Origin of the sequence: Streptomyces sp. NPDC005820 (assembly GCF_040630255.1) — a bacterium.
Taxonomy (GTDB): Bacteria; Actinomycetota; Actinomycetes; order Streptomycetales; family Streptomycetaceae; genus Streptomyces.
On sequence record NZ_JBEXXE010000045.1, the window covers coordinates 17,857 to 36,589 of the forward strand.

An 18,733-nucleotide genomic window follows, 5' to 3' on the forward strand; every position below is an offset into this window, starting at 1 on the left:
CTCCACCATGTCGTCCTGCACGGTGGAGTCCCCGGGCCACCAGCACTGCCCCCGAGGACACCGATGGCCCCGACACCTGCCCTTGAGGGCAGGCGTCGGGACGGAGATCAAGTGGCGGGGCAAGGTGGGTCGAAGTCCGCCGCCGGGAAGTGACGTGCCCATTCGGCTCTGGTGATCCGCGGGTATGCACTGTCGCAGATGCGGGCGGTGACCTTGTCCAGGCCAGTGCCCCACAGCCGGACGGTGAAGTCGTTACCTGGTAGGGAGCGCATGCCGCGTCCCGCCAGGGCTGAGGCGGTGTCGGAAGGGACCCGTCAGGGACAGTTCGGCAGTGCGAAGAGGTTGTTGGCGGGGTTGGTGTCCGGGACGGTCTGCAGATAGGCGGGGCGCCCATCCTGCTGGACAATCCGGACGGCTGCCCGTGAGCCGCCAGGCGCCACCGATGTGAAGACGGTCCCCGTCCTGGCCGCGGCGATGGCCTCGTCAATGCTCATCGCCCACGGCCGGCCGTTGGGCAGCAGCCCTCCGACAGCGTCCAGGCGGGCGCCGGGGTCGGCGGAGTCCTTGGTGGTGCAGGAGATCTCCAGGACTGCAGGCAGCCGGGCCGCAGTCAACGTGATCACCAAGTCTTGTCGGCGGGTGACCGGGAGGTCGTCGACCGCCGCGTCCTCCTCCGCGCCGGGCTGGTTGAGGCTGAATCCGGCGACGGTGAAGTCGACGCCGCCCGGGATGGCTACCTCGATGGGGTCCTGAGAGGGCATTTGATCTAGGCGAATTGCCCTTTATGTTCTAGTAGGCCCCTCGCCAGGTTGGTGTCGTCTCGTCTGTTATGCGCTTGGCGAGGTTGTCGATCGAGGCGACGTGGATCATGGCCTCGGAGCTGGCGGGAAGGGTCTCGTAATCGCGAGAAAGGCGCCGGTGCAACATAAGCCAACCCAGACTTCGCTCGACTACCCAGCGCCTTTTGACGACGTGGAAGCCGCGAACTCCTGGGTTTCTGTTGACGACTTCGACGTCGATTCCGAGACGTGCGCCGTGCTCGATGACGGCGTTCTTGAAGCCGGTGTCGACCCAGCTCTTGGCGATGGTTGGATAGGTCTTCTTGGCTTGGTCGAGGAGACGTATTCCTACGGCGTTCTCGGAGAGGCTCGCGGCAGTGACGGTCACGGCGAGGATCAGTCCGATCGTGTCGGTGAGGATGCCTCGCTTCCGCCCGACGATCTTCTTGGCGGCGTCCGTTCCCTGGCTGGTCAGGGGCACGTTGGTGGAGGTTTTCACGCTCTGGGTGTCGATGACGGACCCTGTGGGTTCGGGCTTGCGTCCCTCCTTCACGCGGGCGAGCACGGTCAGGTCGTAGTTGAGCTGGGCGAGGATTCCCTCGTCGCGCCAGGCGGCATAGTAGGCGTAGACGGTGCCGTAGTTCGGGAAGTCGTGTGGGAGGTATTTCCAGGGGATTCCCGTGCGGTTGATGTAGAGGAGTGCGTTGAATACGTCGCGCAGGTCGACCTTGGCCGGCTGCCCGGTGGGTCTGCGGTCGAGCCGGGCTTTTCTCCAGGCCGTCAACGTCGGCTCGATCAGGGCCCATCGGGCGTCGGAAAGGTCGCTGGGGTACGGCTTCCGCTGGCTCACCTCCCAGAGGGATCATGGGCGGGACGGAAGATCAGGTTCCGCTGACCATTGGGCGGTTCTGGGCCATCTCTACGTCAGACGTACTTCGAGGATTGAAGCCGCGCGAAACGGGCGGGCAGGTCTGGAAGTCTGGAGGTGATGAAGCGCATCGATCCACTGAAAGGCCTCAAACTGACACAGCGACAGAACTCGCATACCGGCATGAGGCATACCTGAACGCCCACTCAGAGGACGTTCTGCGAGCTTTTCGCCGCGCTCTAGGTTGAGGCGGACTATGGGGCGGGTCGAGTGGATCTCAGCAGGGTGAAGAGGCCGGGCTCGGGTTCGCTGAGGATGCCGCGGTTGACCAGGCTTTTCAGCTTGGCCCGGGCACCTTCGACGTGACGGGGCTCCGTCCCGGTGCCCAGCGCGAGTGACCAAGGCCCGGACCAGCGGTGACGTGCTTCGCGAGTCACGTCAGAAAGACAGCCGCGAGAAAAGAGCGAAGGTCCTGTCTACGGTCGACAACATGAGGGCCGAGGGCGACCCGATCACGATGCTCGGTGTTGCCCGCGCAGCTGGCGTCTCGAACTGGCTCGTCTATCAGCCAGAGATCAAGGAGTACATCGAGAATGCCCGCAAGGGCCAGACCCGTAAGGCTGCCCGGGGCGAGACCGGCGGACCACGGGCGAGCGCAGCCGGCCTGGCCGTCGACCTTGAACTCGCCCGCGGTGAGATCCGCACGCTCCGAGAGGAGCGCGACCACCTCAAAGGAGTCGTGCGGCGAAGCCTCGGACAGCAGTTCGACCAGGCCGGCACAGGCGATCTGATCACGCGGGTGAACGAACTCCTGGCTGCCAACCGGCGGCTCGAGGACCAGCTCGCCACAGTGATCGCCGTGCGGGACGAGCTGGAGCAGAGCCTCGAAGCGGCCATGGAGGAAGTGGCCACCGTTCGGATGGCCATGACACAGATCATGCGAGACGCCAACCGCTGACAGCATCGTCGGGGGCCCTGGCCGACGAGGCGGCGGCCAGGGCCTAGGCGCATGCGTCAGAACGTGCGGTCGCTGCGCCAGGTGGACTGGCTGGACGGGTTGTTCAGGTCGACGGTGAGGCCGGAGAGCCGGCCGTCCGCGCCGCGCGTGCCGGTGTAGCGGCCCCTGGGGCCATGGTTCCACTGGACGACGAAGTAGATGTCGTTCCCGGTGACGGCGCCCTCCTGCAGGGTCCCCACGGTGTTTCCGGACGATGTGGATCCGAAGAGGTTCCCGGCGGCGTCCTGCCTCAGATCCACCCGCACGGTGGCGTTGGTCTGGAAGATGGTCCAGACCCCACTGGCATTGAACGCCGCCGCCCGGGCCTCCCGCACCGCACTCGGCGAGCTGGCGGGGGCGGCGTTCGCGGGGGCGGTGAGCGCCCCCGCGACGGAAAGGATCAGGGCGGCGGCGGACGTGGTGAGGAGCTTGCGCGTACGGCGTGACATGGACATCTGCCCTCCAGGGGCGGCCAGGACGATCGATTCCGTTGCGTGATGCACGGAACCTCGCGGCTGGACTACCCATGATCAACTGGGCCGAGTCCTTGATTCACTCGAACGAGAATCAGGCCGCGGCCAGGAGCGTTACGCCGCGCGACGTCGCGTCGTAGCGGCGCAGGAGCAGGCGGGCCAGCTCGGGCGCCGCACCGAGGACGCCGGACACCAGATCCGCCCCGGCCGCTTCGGCGCCCGCGGCGATGCGGTCCAGGAGACGCCCGGGGACGATGACGTACGGGGCCATCACCACGCGCCCTCCGGCACCAGCCGCTCAACGATCCCCTCACGGTCTTCCCGGGCTCGTGACGTGGGGCTGACCTGCGGTTCTTTGAGCCGGATGGGCGTCCGGGTCCGGGCTTGGAGGGTCTGGGCACGTCGGCGGGACGGGCGGTCTTCGCGCGGAGGTGGCGGAACCCCCGGCGGACCCGGGCAGGGGTGAGCCGACGAGGCTGCGCCGGCCGTTCCCAGGGGCGGCGAAGATCCTCGGCGAGGGGCCGGGCAAGGCGGAGTTGGGTGTGGGCGGCGATGATCAGCCACGTCCACAGGTCGGCGGTGTGCGGATCGCGGACCTTGGGGACGGTCCAGCCCAGGGTCTGCTTGAACAGCCGGAATGTGTGTTCAAGATCGAATCTGCGGAGGAACGCCTGCCAGCGCAGATCGACATCTGCGCCGGTCATCCCGGTGCGCGAGGACCACAGCCACACCGGCTTCGGGTCGCGGTCACCGGGCAGGTGCTCAACCTTGAGCCGGATCAACGTGCCGTGGATCAGCGGGAGTTCACCGCAGTGGTCGAGCCAGGGGCCACGGGCCTGCAGTCGGGGGTGCATCCGGTCCCAGGCGAGGGCTTCGGCCGTGCCGTAGCGGGTGGTGTCGCACGTCGTGGCCTGGTCGGGGGTGTGCCAGGACTCCGGCTTGGAGAAGGTGAGGACGCCGCCGTGCTTGCGGGGCTGCCCGCCGCGTGGGGTGGAGCGGCGTGGGCCGGCGTCCCGGAGCATGACGCGGTCCGAGCGGAGCCGGCCGACCAGCTCGACGGGCAGGTCGGCCAGGACGTGGGCGAGGCGGGTGACGTCGTAGCCGGTGTCCATGACGACGAGGATGTCCGCGTCGCCCGGCCGCCACTGCCCGGCGTGGACCAGCCGGGTGACCACCTCGCGCAGCTGGGCGGCGGTCACCGCAGTGGCGTCGTCGGCCGGCCCGAGCCGGATCGCGTCCAGCACAGCCGTCCAGGACGTGCGTCCCGTCTCCAGCGCGGCGACGAAGGAGTAGGGCCAGCCGGGGATGAACTGATCCGCGCTGCGACCCCGCCCGTAGACGTGGCAGAACAGCAGCTCCGGGCTGGTGGGCGCGTCGGGACGCAGCCAGTTGCTCACGTCCACCGCGAGCACGATCCGCCCGTCGGCGGCACGGGGCAGTGGCGTGGAGGCCAGCAGCCTGCGCAGGCGGCGCGGTTCCAGCCAGCCGTGGTTGACCGCGTCGTACATCGCCCCGTGCCCGCGCCGGTGCTCGGCCGTGAGCGTCAACTCGACCAGCGACGTCACCGGGCCGTCCGAGCACAGCACCGCGTCGGTGAGCTCGAAGAGCGCATCCGCACGGGAGTAGAGGCAGTCGTAGAACTCGACACGAAAGTGGGACAGGACGCCCAACGCGGCGTCAGCGGACTGTTCAGCGGCGAGACTTTTCACCAGCGGCCGTTCCTTCACGCGACGTTGCTCGACACCTCGAAGCGTGAAGAACGGCCGCCCTGCTGTCCCGGGAACGAACCAAGATCAGCGGGTCAGGTGAACGGCCGAGGTTAAACCCCAAGCTCAGGCCGACGCCGCCATCGCCAGTGCGGATACCTCCGATGCCCAGGCCGCGCAGCTCGCCTCTCTTCGCAGCGCGGCCTCCACCCTGTCGCCGGACGTTGCGGACAACCTGAGCCAGCGGCTCCACCGGCAGCAAGGCCTTCAGCTGCCCGATGCCGTGCACGACTTCGTCACCGCCGCAGACGTCTCCGTCCCCGCTCTCCTGCTGCGCATGCTGCAGTCAGGAACAGGGCGATGACACGTCATGCGGCCCCAGCAGCAGCTCCCGACGGTCCTGGCTCACTTCTCTGCTGGCCCACACGGAATACTGGGACCATGGTTCAGCAGCCACGCCCTGGTGCCAGGCCGCCCGTCGCCGCGGTGCTGTACGAGCGGTATGCGGGACGCCTTCCCGACACGTTGGAGGCCCTCGCCGGACCAGAGCACGGCTTCGTCGATCTGCCGCTCCACATCGCCTGGTCAGGACTGCGCACCTACGACCTCGACCGGCCCCGCCAGCGTATGAGCCTCTACCGCTCCGTGCTCACCGAAGGGCAGCGCGAGGACATCACCTGCTTCCTGAACCGCGATCTCCTGCTCGCGCTATGGCCCACGATGAGGACCATGATCAGCAGGCACGTCCGCGACGCGTGGGAGACCGCCTTCCCCGAGCTTGAGAGCTGGGCATCCGGCGCCGGGTGAATGATCCAGCACCCCCAGACGACCACCGATACGAGCGTGGATGCGGCGGCTGACGCCGTTCGGGCCCAGAAGCGTGGCGCCGCCGTGCGGCACGTCGCACCAGACTGCGAGCGTGACGTGCCGGCATCACGACAACGGGCTCCACCGCCGGGAATGACGCCTTCCCATCACACAGCGGTACGTACGTTCCGCAGTAGTGCGGCGGTCATCGCCAAGAGCGTCTCGGCCTCGGCCCGGTCGTATGCGAAGTCCCTGGTGACCGCGTCATTGTGCAGAGCGCCGCATGTCTGGCCGTACAGGGCGTCCTGGATCCGCCACCACCGCTCGGTCTGGCTGCACTGGCTGGGGACCTTCCTGCCGGGGTTGTCCCAACCCGCGTTCTCCCGGACCCACTCAAGTGCCCGCCTGATCTGCAGGATGGACGCGGGGATCTCACCCATGGTCAGCAGACGCTGCGCTTCCCGCAGGGTCCGGCCGACGTCGTCCCTCTCCGGGTCGCCGAGCGGATACGGCACGGCCATCTCGAACGCCGCGGACGGCCCCAGCTGCGCAAGCTGCTGTTCCCACCGGCTCTTGGCGATGGTGATGTGCGCCGTGTCCTGGGCGCTCCCCGGGTAGCCGGGTGCCTGCGGCAGCGTCGCGTTGAGGTCGATCTCGAACCGTACGTCGCCGGTGCGGCCTTCCTCGATCGCATGGACCTGCAGTGATGTCAGCGGGAAGGACAGGTTCACGCGGTGGACGGTGATCTTCGGGGTGTACGCCAGGTTCGCCGTGGTCCGGGCGAGCCGTTGGCGCTGCACTGTCGTGTCGAAGCCGAACAGGTCCGTCTCCAGGGCGAGGATCTTCCCGGCCTCGGTGAAGGGCGACACTCCGACGGCTAGTTGGACGCTCAGCTCGTGGGCTCCCAGCGCACGCTTCAGCCACGTCTGATCGCTGCTGACCGTTGCGGTGAACCGGATGTCGTCGTCGAAGCGAAGTTCCTGCATAGCTCCCCCAAAGGGACGTGTCGATCACCCGATTCTGCCGGGCTGGACGTCCCGCCACCGCCCCTTTTCCAACTGGCCATGAGCCCCGCCGCGCATGCGAAGGGCCCCGTCCATGAGTCACGGACGGGGGGCCGGTTGGTCCTGTGAGGTCTACCGGATCGTGCGGCGGCACGAGGATGAGCTCTGCCACCACCGGGGCCGTGCTCAGCGCTCTTCGGGACCGCACCACTGACCGGGCGGGGCCTCACGGCCCGGTCGCGAGCCATGATCGAAAACGCCCCGACAATGCGAGACGCCTGCCGCCTCTCAGGACGGCCGCCCACGAAGCAGCAAACCACCCCTGCACTCCATCAGCTCCCTGACCTGCGCAAACGCCGCCACATTCACAGGAGTTCCCGAGGTATCCGCGACATTCCAGATCTACCACGTATCAGCAGGTCACAGACTCATGCACCTCTAACCAGAGGTCAACACTCCGCAGTTCAAGCTGGTCAGATCAGCACACCAACACCTCATGAGAATCCAGATCTGCCCCGACGCCCCAGCTCAACGCCCCCTCAGACACAGCACAAAGCCGGGAACTCACACTGGCCAGGGACTGCGCCCGCTGCGCGACCCGAACACGCCGGAGCCGGACGAGGACGATGCGGATCTGGACTGACTGGGCTTTCCGGGGGACTCACGTGTGTCACTGTGCGCGGTCTCGCCAGGGGCGTGATGATGGGAAGAGGACGACGCCCTGCGGGGGCCTGGGAGTGTCGTGCGGGCTTCCCCGCCAGCCCGCCTGGCGGACGCGACACCTTTTGCGAGGAATACGGCCGGATTCGACCTGCTAGCGGCCGAGTCAACGCCCACTTGCACGCCCACGCGACGCGCCTCACCCGAACAGCACGTCGGCGCTGCAGTAGTCAATGACGAGAGCGTGATCAGGCCGTGAGCGCAGCCTGGCGGGCATCGGGGCGCCAGCGGAAATTACATGGACCGCGGGACGCGCTCGATACCGAGAAGCGGCGATCTTTGCTGACACGGAGTTCGATTATGAACCAGACATTGAATCCGCGCATTGTGGGGACTGCAGAGACCGTCGCAGACCTGCAGTCGATGCTCGGGGCGTTCAGCATCAACGACGAGGCCGATGTGGCCGGCTACTACTCGGCTCGCGACGGAGGAGGAGGCAGCTTCTTCTTCGAAGGGACGCCGCTCCCGTCCGCGACGCTCACGAACGCCACGTTGGCCACAAAGGAGATCACCGGCGTCACCGGCGGCAGTCCGATTGTCATCACCGCCGTGGGGCACGGTTTCACCACAGGTCAGAGCGTCCGCATTTCAGGCGTAACCGGCATCGCTGTGAACGGCCCATGGCTCATCACCGAGAGGGATGACGATAACTTTGCGCTCAATGGTTCCACCGGCAATGGCACGTGGGGCGGGAAGCCGAAAGCGACGAGCGTTACGGTGACGACGTCGGCACCGCACGGCTTTACGAGCGGTGTGCAGGCGATGATCGCTGGGGTTCGGGGTATGCCTGGGATCAACAGGACATGGGGGCCGATTGGAGTCATCGGGTCCGACACCCCCACCTTTACGATTCCGGCTTTGGAATCGGATGGGGCCGGCACCTACATGAGCGGCGGCCTCGTCGGGAATGGCGGGGTAACGATCCCATCGGCCGTCGTCAACGGCCGATGGCTTCGCCGCTTCGACACTCCGGGGCACTACCATTTTCAAGATTTCGGCGGCGTGCCCGATTGGAACGGAACCAGCACCCCCGGAACTGACAACCTCGCCGTAATGAACACCGTCCTCGCAGCCATCCACGCTGAGGCAAACAAAAGTGCAAAGATCATCCTCCGCGGCTGGCTCTACTTCTCGGACACCATCATGCTTACCCGTGGCGTCGTCATCGAGGGCACCGGGATGAGCGACCCAAACATACACCTCGGTGGCCCCGGGGACCGAGTATCTCCTGGTACGTGGCTCGGCTTCCCGAGGAACAAGATAGCCTTCCGAATCAAGGGCGGTAACCCCGAGCCCGAGGGCTACACGTCGACTGCATGGTTCACAACCTTCCGCGATCTCACAATCTCCTGCGAGGATTCCGGGACTTCAAGTGGGTACGGTGTCCACGCCACGGCACCGATCTACATGTATAACGTGATCGTCGGCAAATTCGGAGGCGCCAACGTGTTCCTGGACGGCGTCAGCCCGTCGCCGCAGTCGGCCAAGAACCCGGGCGGAAGCGTCTTGACGAGTTGCCTGTTCTGGCTTGGCAAGAGCGAAGGACTCCTCCTCGCCGGGGCTGGTGCCACGGTGTGCCTCATCCAGGGGTGTTACGCGATAGACAACTACGTCGGCTTCCACGACATGAGCCCGAAGAACGTTTTCGTCGCATGCCACGGCGAAGGGAATACAACATACAACTTTCATTTCGAAAATGATAGCAATTCAAGCCTTCATGGATGCTATTCAGAGGGTGAAACACGCGCAAGTCTGACGAGTTTGAACAGTGTCTTCGGCGGAAGCATCAACTCTGGGCCGCATTTCGATATCCTCAGCGGCGTCATGCGGGGGAGGCCGCTCATGTACGAGAACAGGCGAGGCGAGGCTCATCTTGTAACGCAAATAGGTGAGGACTATAAGCTTAACCAGCTCGATATGATCTTCGGCGAGATGGCTGTATATACAAAGGCGCCGAATCCCAAAAATGATGTCCATAAAGACTCACTGCGGTGGCGGTTCAAAGGGTTTTCAAACCCGTGGATCAATCTCGAGAGTTGGGCTACCAAACTCGAAGTGTTGCGACTCCCGACGATAGACCTGAACCTGCGTCGAAGTGCGCCGTACTTCCCGAACGGCATCTACCTAGGAAAGCCGCCCCCGGTCGAGCAGCCACCCAATCAGATGGTATTTCAAGCGGGTCCCAGCCCTGAGCAGGCGGCACCGAGTCCGAGTAGCTATCCTCAGAGCTACGAGGTTGGGGACACGATCTGGAAGAGTAATCCAACCGCGGGTGATGGCATCTGGGCGCAGCGTTGCGTCGCGGCAGGAACCTTGCACGCCGCTAATGCCCCGGCGACGAAGCCGAAGGGGCACGTTAGCGAAGCGGGAACATTCGTCGTCAGCTCGCCGTGGAACCTGTCCTACTTGGCCGTCGGGCAGTACATCTCAGTCGCTCTCCTCGACGGCGGTGCGACCAAAAAGATTACCGATGCCAATAAAGTTCAAAAAACTGTAACCTACACGCCGGCGGACGGTACCGTAGGCGAGACAGAGATTACGTTCGTCCCACCGGTGTTCGAAACGCTCTACGCAGCGAACGGTCCCAGCGTCACGACGGGCACGAGCGCAATCCTCAGGACCGATCAACGGTTCGTCACCGTCACGGCGGGACAGTGCCTGATCACCCTGCCGGAGTCGCCGTTCGATGGCGAGACACACGAGATCAAAGGCAGGGGCGATTTCACCGTCACCATTGCCGGTCACGGCGCGAACATCGACGGAATGGCCACCTACGCGCAGTCGACGCACCGAAGCAACACGCGCGTCCGTTTCAACATCTTGACCGGAGAGTGGGAAATCAGGTGAAGCTCGATCATTGAATTCTCCAGCGGCGGTGTCGGGAGCGCGTCTGTGGCTGGCCGGTGACGCTGCCCCGGGCAGGTGAAACGGCACGTCTGGCGGCACTCGTGCGGGCCGGTTGTAGCGCGCAGCCACATCCGGTCAGTCTCTCAAAAATGACCAGTTGCGAGAGTTCTGCGAACACCCCGGAGCCGCACACGAACCCGCAGGTCGCCGTTCGCAGAACCCCTCTCAAAACCGGCGCGTTGTGCGAGACTGTTCTGACACACTGTCCGAGTGGACCTGACGCCCGATCAAGCCGCAAACACGGTAGAACGAAACGACTGTCCGAAGTGTGAAGCCCCGGCCGGGAGCCCGTGCCGCACCCGCAGCGGGAAGTGCGCGACGAAGTACCACACCGCACGCTTCATCCTCGTGACCGCGCTCCGCGAGGAGCTGGAGGTACTCGTACCGGAGGACCGCGGCCCCGGGCGCCCGTGGAAAGCGGGCCCACCCGCCTCGGCCCTGCCGGCCGCCGCCGCGGCCAAGCCGATCTGGATCGGGTACGCCCGCTGCTCGACCGCCCAGCAGGAACTCGCCTCCCAGCTCGCCGCGCTCGAACCGGTCTGCAAGCGAATCTTCTCCGAGAAGATCTCCACCCGGATCAAGACCCGGCCCGAGCTGGAGAAGGCCCTCAAGCTGGCGTACGACATCAAGGAGGCCGCCCCCGACCAGGAGGTCATCCTCACCGTCCACGAACTCAAGCGCCTCGCCCGCAACGCCGCCGAGCTCATGACCCTCTCCGGCCATCTCCAGGACGCCGGCGTCCAGCTCGAACTCCTCACCGGCCCGCTCACCGGCATCTACGACCCCAATGGCATGGGCGCGATGTTCTTCGCCGTCCTCGCCGTCGCCGCCCAGCTCGACCGCAACTACATCCGTGAGAAGACCCTCGAAGGCCAGCAGACCGCCGCCGCCAAGGGCAACCACGGCGGACGCCCGAAGGTCATCGACGACGACTCGCTGCTGTTCGCCCGCGCCCTGAAGGACCGCGGCGTCCCCGTCCCCGAGATCGCGGGCAAGCTCACCATCAAGACCGGCAAGAACGCGGGCAAGCGCCCCTCTGTCGCCTCGCTGTACCGGGCGCTCGCCGAAGCCGAAGAAGCCACCGGGTCCGACGCTGCACAGGTCATCAGCCCCCGCCGCCCGGTCCGCGCCCGCATCCCCGGGCCCGGCATCGGCACCGACCCGGGGCCGATGGAACGGCTCACCGCGCAGGTCCTCGACGGCGACACCGTGCTGGACGACCTGGCCCGCCAGACCGAAGGCGGCTCCGACGACCTGGTGGCCCAGCTGCTCGCGCAGGCCCGGAACGGCGACCGGTAGGGGAAGCCCAGCAAGATCAATCTCACCGGGATTTCCTGTACCTCAGCTACTCACACCCGGCACACCTCGCCCGCGCCCTGCCCCGCCGGCCCCCACCCGCCGCCATCGGCACAGCCCACGCCGCCACCGCCCGCTGGCAGCCCGCCCCGCCCGCGATACAGCCGCTGCCCGCATGCACCGCCTGCACCATCCGCCGCAGCCCCCACCAAACCGTCCCCGCATGGATCCACCCGGCACCCGACCTGCCCAGAATCATGATCTGCACCCGCCACCAACAGGCCTCAAGCGACCCCCGGCATCCCGCGCCCCTCGACATCCGAGCTGTCCCCGAACTCACCCAAGCCCACCTTCGCGCGCGGCGCCCGGCGACACCGGTCTCCCTGAGCTGGGCATCGACGATCACGACACGCTGGTACGACCACCACCAACACCTGCACGAACGCTGGCACACACGCCTGGGCCGGCTCACCACCGCCAACCCCCACATCCCCCCAGGCCCAGCCACCCCCACACTGACCTGCCGGAACCTGATCACCTACCCCGAAACCCTCACCCTCGCCACAGCCCTCGACCGCCTGCCCCCCCAACTCGCCAGCCGCCTCCAACTGCCCCGCCTCGCACCAGCCGACCACGACCTGCTCTGGAAACGCCTGCACACCCGCTGAACCACCCACGTACCCCTGCAGCCCTGTCCTCAGCACACCGGCCGACCAGGCCCCGTACCTATAGACGCGCCAACCTCCCTGCGCAAAAACCGCTGCCCCACCCAGCACACTGCGCAACACCAAACAACCAGCTCAGCACACGTATCCACCGACGCCGGACACCCCGGCTTCGCGTAGACCTCCCCCACGAAACGAACACACCGCTCAGCACAACTGAGCAACACCAGGCCACAACCAAGATCAATAAGCAGACGCGTCAGCTACGCCACACCAGTCTTCCGGGGAGGATCCATGTCAGCTTCTCGAAGAGCGATAATTCTCGGCGCCGCGCGCCGGGTACTTGGCAGGATCGGGCGCGTGAAAGCAGCTCGCATAACCCGGCAACAGCACGTCGTCTCCAAGGTCCTGCTCAAGCAGTTCGCCATGGACGAGCCGGATGACCGAGGACCCCAGGTGCGCCCCGTCGACGTGCACTTCCCGGATCGCTCGAACAAGCTGAAGAGCGCCAGGGCGTGTGGGTGGGCCGACAACTTCATCGCCTTCGACTCCGCTTCTGCCGAAGATCTGTGGAACTCCGTGGAGGTGCGGGCTCCTGCTGCCTTCAAGGCTGTGCACGCTGGCACGCCGTTCGCTGACCCCCTGCACGTGGAGACCCTGCGCGACCTGATCGTGCTGCACTACGTGCGGTCACATCGCTACCGTGATGTGTACGCCAACGCGTTCACGACCGTGCGCGCGAAGATCCCCGGTGAGCTCGTCGAACGGTTCCCGGAGCCACTGCGCCGTGAGGCGTTGCGACAGACCGGGCTGCACCTGACAGGCGCAGATGCCCTCAACGCCTACGCCGAACGGCTCGTCGAGCAGTCTGAGGTCACCCAGGACTTCGGATCGGGCGCACTGTTTCGCACCAGCATCGAGAGCATGTTCCACAAGGTGCGTGCCGAGTCCTCGAACTGGCACCTGGAGGTGCTGAGGCCGGAGAGCGGGCAGTTCCTGATCGGGGACAATCCGGCGCTGTCCGTGCGCACGGACACCTCACCTTGGCTGTGCAACATGGCCTTCGGCGACGCGCACTCCATCGTCCTGCCCATCACTCCCCGCCATCTGCTGGCCCTGGGAAGGAAGAACGCCGTCGGCGCCATCCCACGCGCCCTCATGGACAAAATCAACACCGTGCAGATCCTCGCCGCCGACCACTACGTCTACATGCATCCCCGGAGCACGAGACTGGAGGCGTTCGCGAGGGAGACGGCCAAACGGTGGCGACCGGACCCCGTAAGCCCTTACCGCGCGTCGACGTCGGCCACGGGAAGCAAGAAGTCGTAGGCCGGGCGGCCGGGGGGCCCTCGCTGTCCGGGGCCAGCGGCATCGTGCACAGTCCCTACACGCACCGAGGTGCGATGCCCGGGGGTTCTGAGCCGCGGCATCGCACTGGTGTGCGTGTAGTCCCTGGGATCTTAAGCCGCTCCCCCCGGCGAACTACGTTGCAGCAGGGGCGGGATCGGTGAACGAAATCGGCTTGCCGGTGGCGCGGGCATAGTCGATTTCCCTTCTCGTGGACTCGCCGATGTACCCACCAGGGTTGACGACCAGAACCCGGTCTGCCAGGTCGATCTTGCGCAGGTGGAGGGCGTCCAGCGCCGTTTTCTGCTTGTCGGTGATCAACTCGTCTGCTTCGCCTGGCGCAACAACAATGACCCCGGCGAAGGTCAGATCACGATTCACCGCACGCATCTCGTCCACGAACCGGGTAGAGCCGCAGATGCAGACGATTTCAGGTCGGTCGGGCACAGCTCAGCCCTTCACTCGAACGGGACACCACCAGCGTGCGCGTTGGTCCGGCCGGTCATCCGTCGGCTCGTTCCTTCTCGATCGCATTCATCCTGCGGACCATGTCGATCTGCGCGCGGATCATCGTGTCGAACAGGCCCTCCGGATCGCCGTCGGGTCCGGCGTTCGCAGCCAGCAGCGAGGCCACTTGGCTGGCGAGGACGGTGACCACGTCGGCCGTCCCCACCGGGCCGCGGACCTCGATCAGTTTGCGCACGGCGTCGTCGATGCGGTCCATGGCCTCCTCGCCCTGGAGGAACAACCCGAGCCGGTCGGCGAGGAACATGCGGACGACCGCCACACCGTCGGCCAGGGCGGTGTCCACGTTGAAGTCGGCGCGGGCCTTCTCCGACTCCTTGAGCACGGCCGGAATCGTGTACGTCCGCTGCTCCGGGATGAGGCCCTCCTTTCGCCACTTCGCGTACGGGATGGGGCCGACGGCGTCACGGCGTGCACGGTGTTCGTTGGTCGGGCGGCCGCCCGCAGTGCGGCAGGCCCGCCCTGCGGCTGCCTTGCAGGTCGGGCATTCGACACGGCGCTTCCACGAGCGCACGAGATCCCTCTCGGCATCGGAGCGGAGGTGGCGTCGCCACTCGCCGCCCCACGGGATGCTCTGCGATCCGTTCTCCACGCCCATTGCCCCCTGGGTCCGGTGGTGTGTGCCGTCGTCGGTGCCGTGATGATGACCGTACCTGCGGTGGCTCCCCTCAGCGGTCGATCGGGAGAATGCCGTCCAGGCCGCTCTCGGAGAGGATCTGTTGGACCGTGTCGTCCAGGGTGCTGGCCACGTCGACAACGGTCTCCAGGCCGTTGGGGAGCAGGTCCTTCTCTCGGTGCCAGTCGCGTAGGTGGCCCTCATTGACGTGCGCGAGGTACTCGGCATCCGGTTTCGTCGCGTGCCGGAGCACTGTCTCCTCGAAGGGCACGTGGAGGTAGTAGCACCGTGTGACGCCCTGGTGGGCGCGCACCAGGTCCTGGAGCATCGTGCCGTAGCGGTCGGCGTACAGGATGCCTTCGACGACGACATGGAAGCCGTGGTTCAGGGCGTAGCGGGCCGTGAGGTCGATCAGGCCGATGTTGGCGCCGCCGGGCCGGTCGCGTTCGCGCAGCACGATGCGGCGCAGGTTGTCCTGGGCGACGATCGCGAGGTTGCGGCCGAACTTCTCGCGCAGGCCGGCCGCGACGGACGACTTGCCCGAGGCGCTGTTGCCGCGGAGCACGATCAGGCGCGTGTCGCTGGTCCCCACGGTGCCGTGCGCGGCCTCAGTCACCCGCGGCTCACCTGGATGCGGTTCTCGTGGAAGTGCTCCCAGTCCATGACCAGGCGGAAGCGGCGGTGGGCCTCCAGGCGCTCCGCGTCTGCCGGCTCCTCGCCGCGCTGGACGCGGGCGTCGCCGGATTTCACGAGTTCCGCGAGAGCGAGCCGGACGTCGTCGACGTCCTGGCCCGTGGCTGCCGCCAGCCGGTCCAGGGAGGTGAGGGTCTCTGCCGGTTCACCCAGATCGTTGACCAGGTGGTCGATGAGGGTGTCGAGGAGCGGGCCGGTGCGCATCGTCCAGCGGATCCCGTCGAGGCGCTCGGTGAGTTCGGGGTCCAGGGGCAGCAGGTCGCCCGGCAGTGGCAGCGCGGCGGGCATGGACCATCGGGTGCCGTCCGGCGTCTCTTCGCGGCGGGCCAGGCCCCACGTCAGGTAGAGCTCGGACAGGTCCCGCACGGTGGTGGGCACCGGGTAGCCGGCGGCCGTGAGCATGGCGCCGAACGTCTCCCAGCGGTTCGCCTCGTTCGCTTCGCGCCCCTCCGGCGCCTCCTCGTAGTCCCACTCCTCATCGGGCCAGGAGAAGGTGAGCGCGCCGTCGAGGTTGCCGCCGATCATGTCCCAGTGGCCGTCGAAGAGCTCCTGAAGGAGGCCGTCCAGGGAGCCGGTGACACCGGGCTGACTCGCGGTCCCGATCAGCATGGTCAGCGGGAAGCCCTGTCGGGGCAGAACATGATCCCAGCCCGAAGCCCACCAGTCGTTGTGCATCGCCAGGTCCCGGCGCGGCCCGGGCACAGACGGGTTCTCAGTCATCCGCAGCTCTTCCTCGCAGAACGGTCAAACGCTCGCAGCGTACGCACTGTGGTGCGCGAAGCGTTGGCGGCCGAGCAGGACACCACCGCGGGCTACGGAGCGGCCGGGACGGGTTCGGTGAGGCGATCCAGCCGCGTGTAGAGCGCCCGTACGAGGCGGACGCGGTTCTGGACGCAGCGGGCGGTGCCTTCCAGCGGGGCGGACAGGCGTCCGTCGGCTTCGCGGAGGACGACTTCGGCGAGGGCGCCGCGGCCGTCGTCCTTGGGCAGGGCCGCGGCGTGGCACCGGACGTCGGCGGCGACCGCGCGTGCGTGTCCGGTGAGCTGGAGGGCGATCTGCTCGTAGTCGCGGGGCGCGAGGTCCGGGCTCTTCCACGCGAGGACGGCGGTGACGAGTGCCTCGTGCGGGGCGCGGTCCAGGGGGAGTTCGGCCTCGATCAGGCCGCGCGGGTCGTAGAGCACGGCGTGCCTGCCTCTCATCGGGCGCCCGCCGCGTCGTCGTCCTGGCCGTGGTCGCCGGTGGCGGCGTCCGGGGCCTGGACGGCGAGGAAGCGGGCGTAGCCGCGGTCGGCGCGGGCCAGCAGCGCCGGGGAGGGCCGGCCGATGGCGGGCGGCTGGAGGTCGGGGCCGTGCGGTGCGGGTCCGGCGGGTGTGGGTGCGCTCATGGGCACCGCCTCCGTGTGCTGGGTGCGTCGGTGTCGTTCGACGCTACGGAGGCGCCCGCTCCGTCCTCAACGACATTGCGGGTAATTGCGGAAGTTCACTCCAGGGAGTCGATCGCGGCCCGGATGAGCGCGCGGGCGGCGTCGCCGTAGACGGCCATCTCCGCGAGTTTGGTGAACGCCTTGGCGTAGTCGGCGAGTTCACGCGGCTGCGTCACCTTGATCTCCGCCGTCAGGGTTTCCACCACGGCCACGTCGTCGTCGTGGAGGTAGAACGCCTCCAGCGGCCACACGGTGCGCTGCGCGGTGAACGGGATGATCCCGAGCGAGACGGAGGCGAGCGGCATCACGGCCAGGAGGTGGCGCAGCTGCCCGCGCATCGTGTCGGGGTCGGCGGTGCGGTAGCGCAGGACGGACTCTTCCATGAGGACGACGTAGCGGTGGCCGCCTTCGTAGAGGAAGCGGGAGCGGGCGACCCGGGCGGCGACCGCTTCGGTGACGTCGTCGGGGGTGCCCTGGAAGGCGGTGATCTGACCCATGAGGGCGGTGGCGAAGCCGGGCGTCTGGAAGAAGCCGGGCGGCACGTTGGAGACGTAGACCCGGCAGAGGCGGGTCTGCTCGTGCAGGGCGTACCAGCCCTCTTGGACCTTACGCATCCCGTCCTTGTGCAGGCGGCGCCATTCCAGGTACATCGAGTCGACGGCGCGGGCGGTGGCGATGAGGTCGTCGGCCTGGTCGTCCGCGCCGCACGCCGCGCACCAGGCCCGGATGTCGGAGTCGGAGGGCGGGGCGTCGCCCTTCTGGATGCGGGTGGTCTTCGCGGGGTGCCAGCCGCACCGGGCGGAGAGGTCCTTCCCGGTGAGGCCGGCGTCCTTGCGCAGGTGCTGCAAGCGCACGGCGAGCGCTTCACGGGCTGCTCGTGCGCTGGACGATGGGGAGGTGCTCATGGGGCTTCTCAGGGGGCCTGGACGGTGTACTTCTCGTGCGGGATGCCGCGCTCCCAGACCGTCTCGAACGCGGTGGTGCACAGCGCGACGGCGGCCGGGGCGGTGGTGCGTTCCCTGCCGTCCGGCGCCCAGTCGCCGGTGCCGGTGAAGTGGTGGAACTGCACGAGGCGGCCGTCCAGGAGCCAGAAGTCGTTGCCGGGCAGCGGGATGTCGGAGGCGCGGCGGCGGGGCAGCCAGCGCACGTCCTCTCCGGCCTGGAGGTTGAGCTGGGTGATGGCGTGCTCGTAGCGGATGTAGTCGGTGACCGGCTCGGAGACGATCCGGGCGCGGCGCATGACCACGCCGCGGGCGACCGCGTCCTTGACGAGCGGCATCCACTGGGGCCAGAACGAGCGGGCCGGATCGAGGTTCGGGACGCCGGTACGCAGGAAGGCCGTGTAGTCGTCCGTCTCGTCACCGACGGCGTAGACGTCGCGCATCTCCAGGTGGACCGCCATCTGGTGGGTGTCGGCGAGCAGCTCAGCGAACGTCGCGGTGTTGAGCGCTTGCGCGTTCAGCGGCATTGCAGGCCTCCCTCAGAATCGGCACCATGCGGGCCGGAATCCGGATCACCCGCTCGTGCGCGGGGATCCCCGTCTTGTGGCCGGCCACCCACTCGGTGGAGCCGACCAGGGCCTTCAGGAGTTCGTCGGCTTCCTCGCCCTGAAGGACCAGGTCCGCGCTCTCCTCTTCCACCCACACCGTCGGTGATCCCTCGCCGCCGGTGTTGGGGTCAATCCCGACGAACCGTAACGTCATGACGGCCTCCCCTGTCGAGCTGGTTGCGGATAGTTGCGCACCGACCGTCCCGCGCCGACGTGACGACGGTCAAGCCCCCGCAACGCGTATCGCTTGCGCGAAAGCCAATGGTGGGTTGCTTGTTCACTGATGTCCGTCCGGGAATTCTGAGGCGGTGCAGGCTGAGCCTGTCTCAGCTGGCAGACGCGCGTCGAACCCGATGGC

At 67.2% G+C, this 18,733-nt stretch carries 19 protein-coding genes and 2 pseudogenes; 6 read left to right on the forward strand and 15 right to left on the reverse strand.

Annotation, left to right across the window (positions count from 1 at the left end):
- Positions 1-314: 314 nt before the first annotated feature.
- A complete protein-coding gene (locus tag ABZ464_RS40385) occupies positions 315-761 on the reverse strand; it encodes a DUF3892 domain-containing protein (RefSeq protein ID WP_359286531.1) in 447 nt (148 codons plus the stop codon).
- 28 nt (positions 762-789) lie between these two features.
- A complete protein-coding gene (locus ABZ464_RS40390; RefSeq protein WP_359286534.1) occupies positions 790-1,629 on the reverse strand; it encodes an IS5 family transposase in 840 nt (279 codons plus the stop codon).
- Between the two features lie 439 nt (positions 1,630-2,068).
- Between ABZ464_RS40390 and ABZ464_RS40395 the strand changes: the two genes are divergently transcribed.
- A complete protein-coding gene (locus ABZ464_RS40395; RefSeq protein WP_359286645.1) occupies positions 2,069-2,605 on the forward strand; it encodes a DUF6262 family protein in 537 nt (178 codons plus the stop codon).
- 56 nt (positions 2,606-2,661) lie between these two features.
- On the opposite strand, the gene ABZ464_RS40400 is transcribed toward ABZ464_RS40395, so the two are convergent.
- From ABZ464_RS40400 to ABZ464_RS40410, 3 genes and pseudogenes are all read right to left on the reverse strand, one after another.
- Complete coding sequence (locus tag ABZ464_RS40400; RefSeq protein ID WP_358996229.1) at positions 2,662-3,099, reverse strand: hypothetical protein; 438 nt, start codon at positions 3,097-3,099, stop codon at positions 2,662-2,664.
- A gap of 112 nt (positions 3,100-3,211) precedes the next feature.
- Positions 3,212-3,397 (reverse strand): annotated as a pseudogene (locus tag ABZ464_RS40405) (sirohydrochlorin chelatase); the annotation flags it as partial.
- Between the two features lie 28 nt (positions 3,398-3,425).
- Positions 3,426-4,787, reverse strand: a pseudogene (locus tag ABZ464_RS40410) (NF041680 family putative transposase); the annotation flags it as partial.
- A 477-nt stretch (positions 4,788-5,264) separates the two neighbouring features.
- Between ABZ464_RS40410 and ABZ464_RS40415 the strand changes: the two are divergent.
- Positions 5,265-5,630: a hypothetical protein gene (locus ABZ464_RS40415; protein WP_359286536.1), complete on the forward strand. Its 366-nt coding sequence runs from the start codon at positions 5,265-5,267 to the stop codon at positions 5,628-5,630.
- 167 nt (positions 5,631-5,797) lie between these two features.
- Here ABZ464_RS40415 and ABZ464_RS40420 read toward each other — a convergent pair whose 3' ends face one another.
- Positions 5,798-6,616, reverse strand: a complete 819-nt coding sequence (locus ABZ464_RS40420) for a hypothetical protein (protein WP_359286539.1) — start codon at positions 6,614-6,616, stop codon at positions 5,798-5,800.
- 1,038 nt (positions 6,617-7,654) lie between these two features.
- On the opposite strand from ABZ464_RS40420, the gene ABZ464_RS40425 reads away from it, so the two are divergent.
- From ABZ464_RS40425 to ABZ464_RS40440, 4 genes are all read left to right on the forward strand, one after another.
- Entirely contained in the window at positions 7,655-10,201 is a 2,547-nt protein-coding gene (locus tag ABZ464_RS40425; protein WP_359286542.1) for a hypothetical protein, read from the forward strand.
- Between the two features lie 408 nt (positions 10,202-10,609).
- The gene (locus tag ABZ464_RS40430) at positions 10,610-11,560 is read left to right on the forward strand and encodes a recombinase family protein (RefSeq protein ID WP_359286545.1); all 951 of its coding nucleotides are present in this window, start codon (positions 10,610-10,612) and stop codon (positions 11,558-11,560) included.
- A gap of 254 nt (positions 11,561-11,814) precedes the next feature.
- On the forward strand, positions 11,815-12,225 hold the full coding sequence (locus tag ABZ464_RS40435) for a hypothetical protein (protein WP_359286547.1): 411 nt from the start codon (positions 11,815-11,817) through the stop codon (positions 12,223-12,225).
- A 357-nt stretch (positions 12,226-12,582) separates the two neighbouring features.
- The gene (locus ABZ464_RS40440; protein WP_359286549.1) at positions 12,583-13,551 is read left to right on the forward strand and encodes a DUF4238 domain-containing protein; all 969 of its coding nucleotides are present in this window, start codon (positions 12,583-12,585) and stop codon (positions 13,549-13,551) included.
- A 153-nt stretch (positions 13,552-13,704) separates the two neighbouring features.
- Here ABZ464_RS40440 and ABZ464_RS40445 read toward each other — a convergent pair whose 3' ends face one another.
- From ABZ464_RS40445 to ABZ464_RS40485, 9 genes are all read right to left on the reverse strand, one after another.
- On the reverse strand, positions 13,705-14,016 hold the full coding sequence (locus ABZ464_RS40445) for a hypothetical protein (RefSeq protein ID WP_359286551.1): 312 nt from the start codon (positions 14,014-14,016) through the stop codon (positions 13,705-13,707).
- A 55-nt stretch (positions 14,017-14,071) separates the two neighbouring features.
- Positions 14,072-14,419, reverse strand: a complete 348-nt coding sequence (locus ABZ464_RS40450; RefSeq protein WP_359286554.1) for a hypothetical protein — start codon at positions 14,417-14,419, stop codon at positions 14,072-14,074.
- A gap of 343 nt (positions 14,420-14,762) precedes the next feature.
- Positions 14,763-15,326: an AAA family ATPase gene (locus ABZ464_RS40455; RefSeq protein WP_359286557.1), complete on the reverse strand. Its 564-nt coding sequence runs from the start codon at positions 15,324-15,326 to the stop codon at positions 14,763-14,765.
- A complete protein-coding gene (locus ABZ464_RS40460) occupies positions 15,323-16,123 on the reverse strand; it encodes a DUF6042 family protein (RefSeq protein ID WP_359286560.1) in 801 nt (266 codons plus the stop codon). Before ABZ464_RS40460 ends, ABZ464_RS40455 begins: the two co-directional genes overlap by 4 nt.
- 92 nt (positions 16,124-16,215) lie before the next feature.
- A complete protein-coding gene (locus ABZ464_RS40465) occupies positions 16,216-16,602 on the reverse strand; it encodes a restriction endonuclease (RefSeq protein ID WP_359286563.1) in 387 nt (128 codons plus the stop codon).
- Complete coding sequence (locus ABZ464_RS40470; protein ID WP_359286566.1) at positions 16,599-16,787, reverse strand: hypothetical protein; 189 nt, start codon at positions 16,785-16,787, stop codon at positions 16,599-16,601. Before ABZ464_RS40470 ends, ABZ464_RS40465 begins: the two co-directional genes overlap by 4 nt.
- Before the next feature lie 95 nt (positions 16,788-16,882).
- Positions 16,883-17,731, reverse strand: coding sequence for a helix-turn-helix transcriptional regulator (locus ABZ464_RS40475; protein WP_359286569.1), 849 nt, complete (start codon positions 17,729-17,731; stop codon positions 16,883-16,885).
- Positions 17,732-17,739: 8 nt separating this feature from the next.
- Entirely contained in the window at positions 17,740-18,294 is a 555-nt protein-coding gene (locus ABZ464_RS40480) for a DUF6879 family protein (RefSeq protein ID WP_359286572.1), read from the reverse strand.
- Positions 18,251-18,529 (reverse strand): hypothetical protein, encoded by a 279-nt coding sequence (locus ABZ464_RS40485; RefSeq protein WP_359286575.1) that lies wholly within the window; start codon positions 18,527-18,529, stop codon positions 18,251-18,253. The genes ABZ464_RS40480 and ABZ464_RS40485 overlap by 44 nt, the downstream gene beginning before the upstream one ends.
- Between the last annotated feature and the right edge of the window lie 204 nt (positions 18,530-18,733).

Excerpts from the sequence above, each read along its gene's own strand:
- ABZ464_RS40385 (WP_359286531.1), bottom strand. The coding sequence starts at position 761 with ATGCCCTCTCAGGACCCCATCGAGGTAGCCATCCCGGGCGGCGTCGAC.
- ABZ464_RS40400 (WP_358996229.1), bottom strand. The coding sequence starts at position 3,099 with ATGTCCATGTCACGCCGTACGCGCAAGCTCCTCACCACGTCCGCCGCC.
- ABZ464_RS40415 (WP_359286536.1), top strand. The coding sequence starts at position 5,265 with ATGGTTCAGCAGCCACGCCCTGGTGCCAGGCCGCCCGTCGCCGCGGTG.
- ABZ464_RS40420 (WP_359286539.1), bottom strand. The coding sequence starts at position 6,616 with ATGCAGGAACTTCGCTTCGACGACGACATCCGGTTCACCGCAACGGTC.
- ABZ464_RS40425 (WP_359286542.1), top strand. The coding sequence starts at position 7,655 with ATGAACCAGACATTGAATCCGCGCATTGTGGGGACTGCAGAGACCGTC.
- ABZ464_RS40435 (WP_359286547.1), top strand. The coding sequence starts at position 11,815 with ATGATCTGCACCCGCCACCAACAGGCCTCAAGCGACCCCCGGCATCCC.
- ABZ464_RS40460 (WP_359286560.1), bottom strand. The coding sequence starts at position 16,123 with ATGACTGAGAACCCGTCTGTGCCCGGGCCGCGCCGGGACCTGGCGATG.
- ABZ464_RS40465 (WP_359286563.1), bottom strand. The coding sequence starts at position 16,602 with ATGAGAGGCAGGCACGCCGTGCTCTACGACCCGCGCGGCCTGATCGAG.
- ABZ464_RS40470 (WP_359286566.1), bottom strand. The coding sequence starts at position 16,787 with ATGAGCGCACCCACACCCGCCGGACCCGCACCGCACGGCCCCGACCTC.
- ABZ464_RS40475 (WP_359286569.1), bottom strand. The coding sequence starts at position 17,731 with ATGAGCACCTCCCCATCGTCCAGCGCACGAGCAGCCCGTGAAGCGCTC.
- ABZ464_RS40480 (WP_359286572.1), bottom strand. The coding sequence starts at position 18,294 with ATGCCGCTGAACGCGCAAGCGCTCAACACCGCGACGTTCGCTGAGCTG.
- ABZ464_RS40485 (WP_359286575.1), bottom strand. The coding sequence starts at position 18,529 with ATGACGTTACGGTTCGTCGGGATTGACCCCAACACCGGCGGCGAGGGA.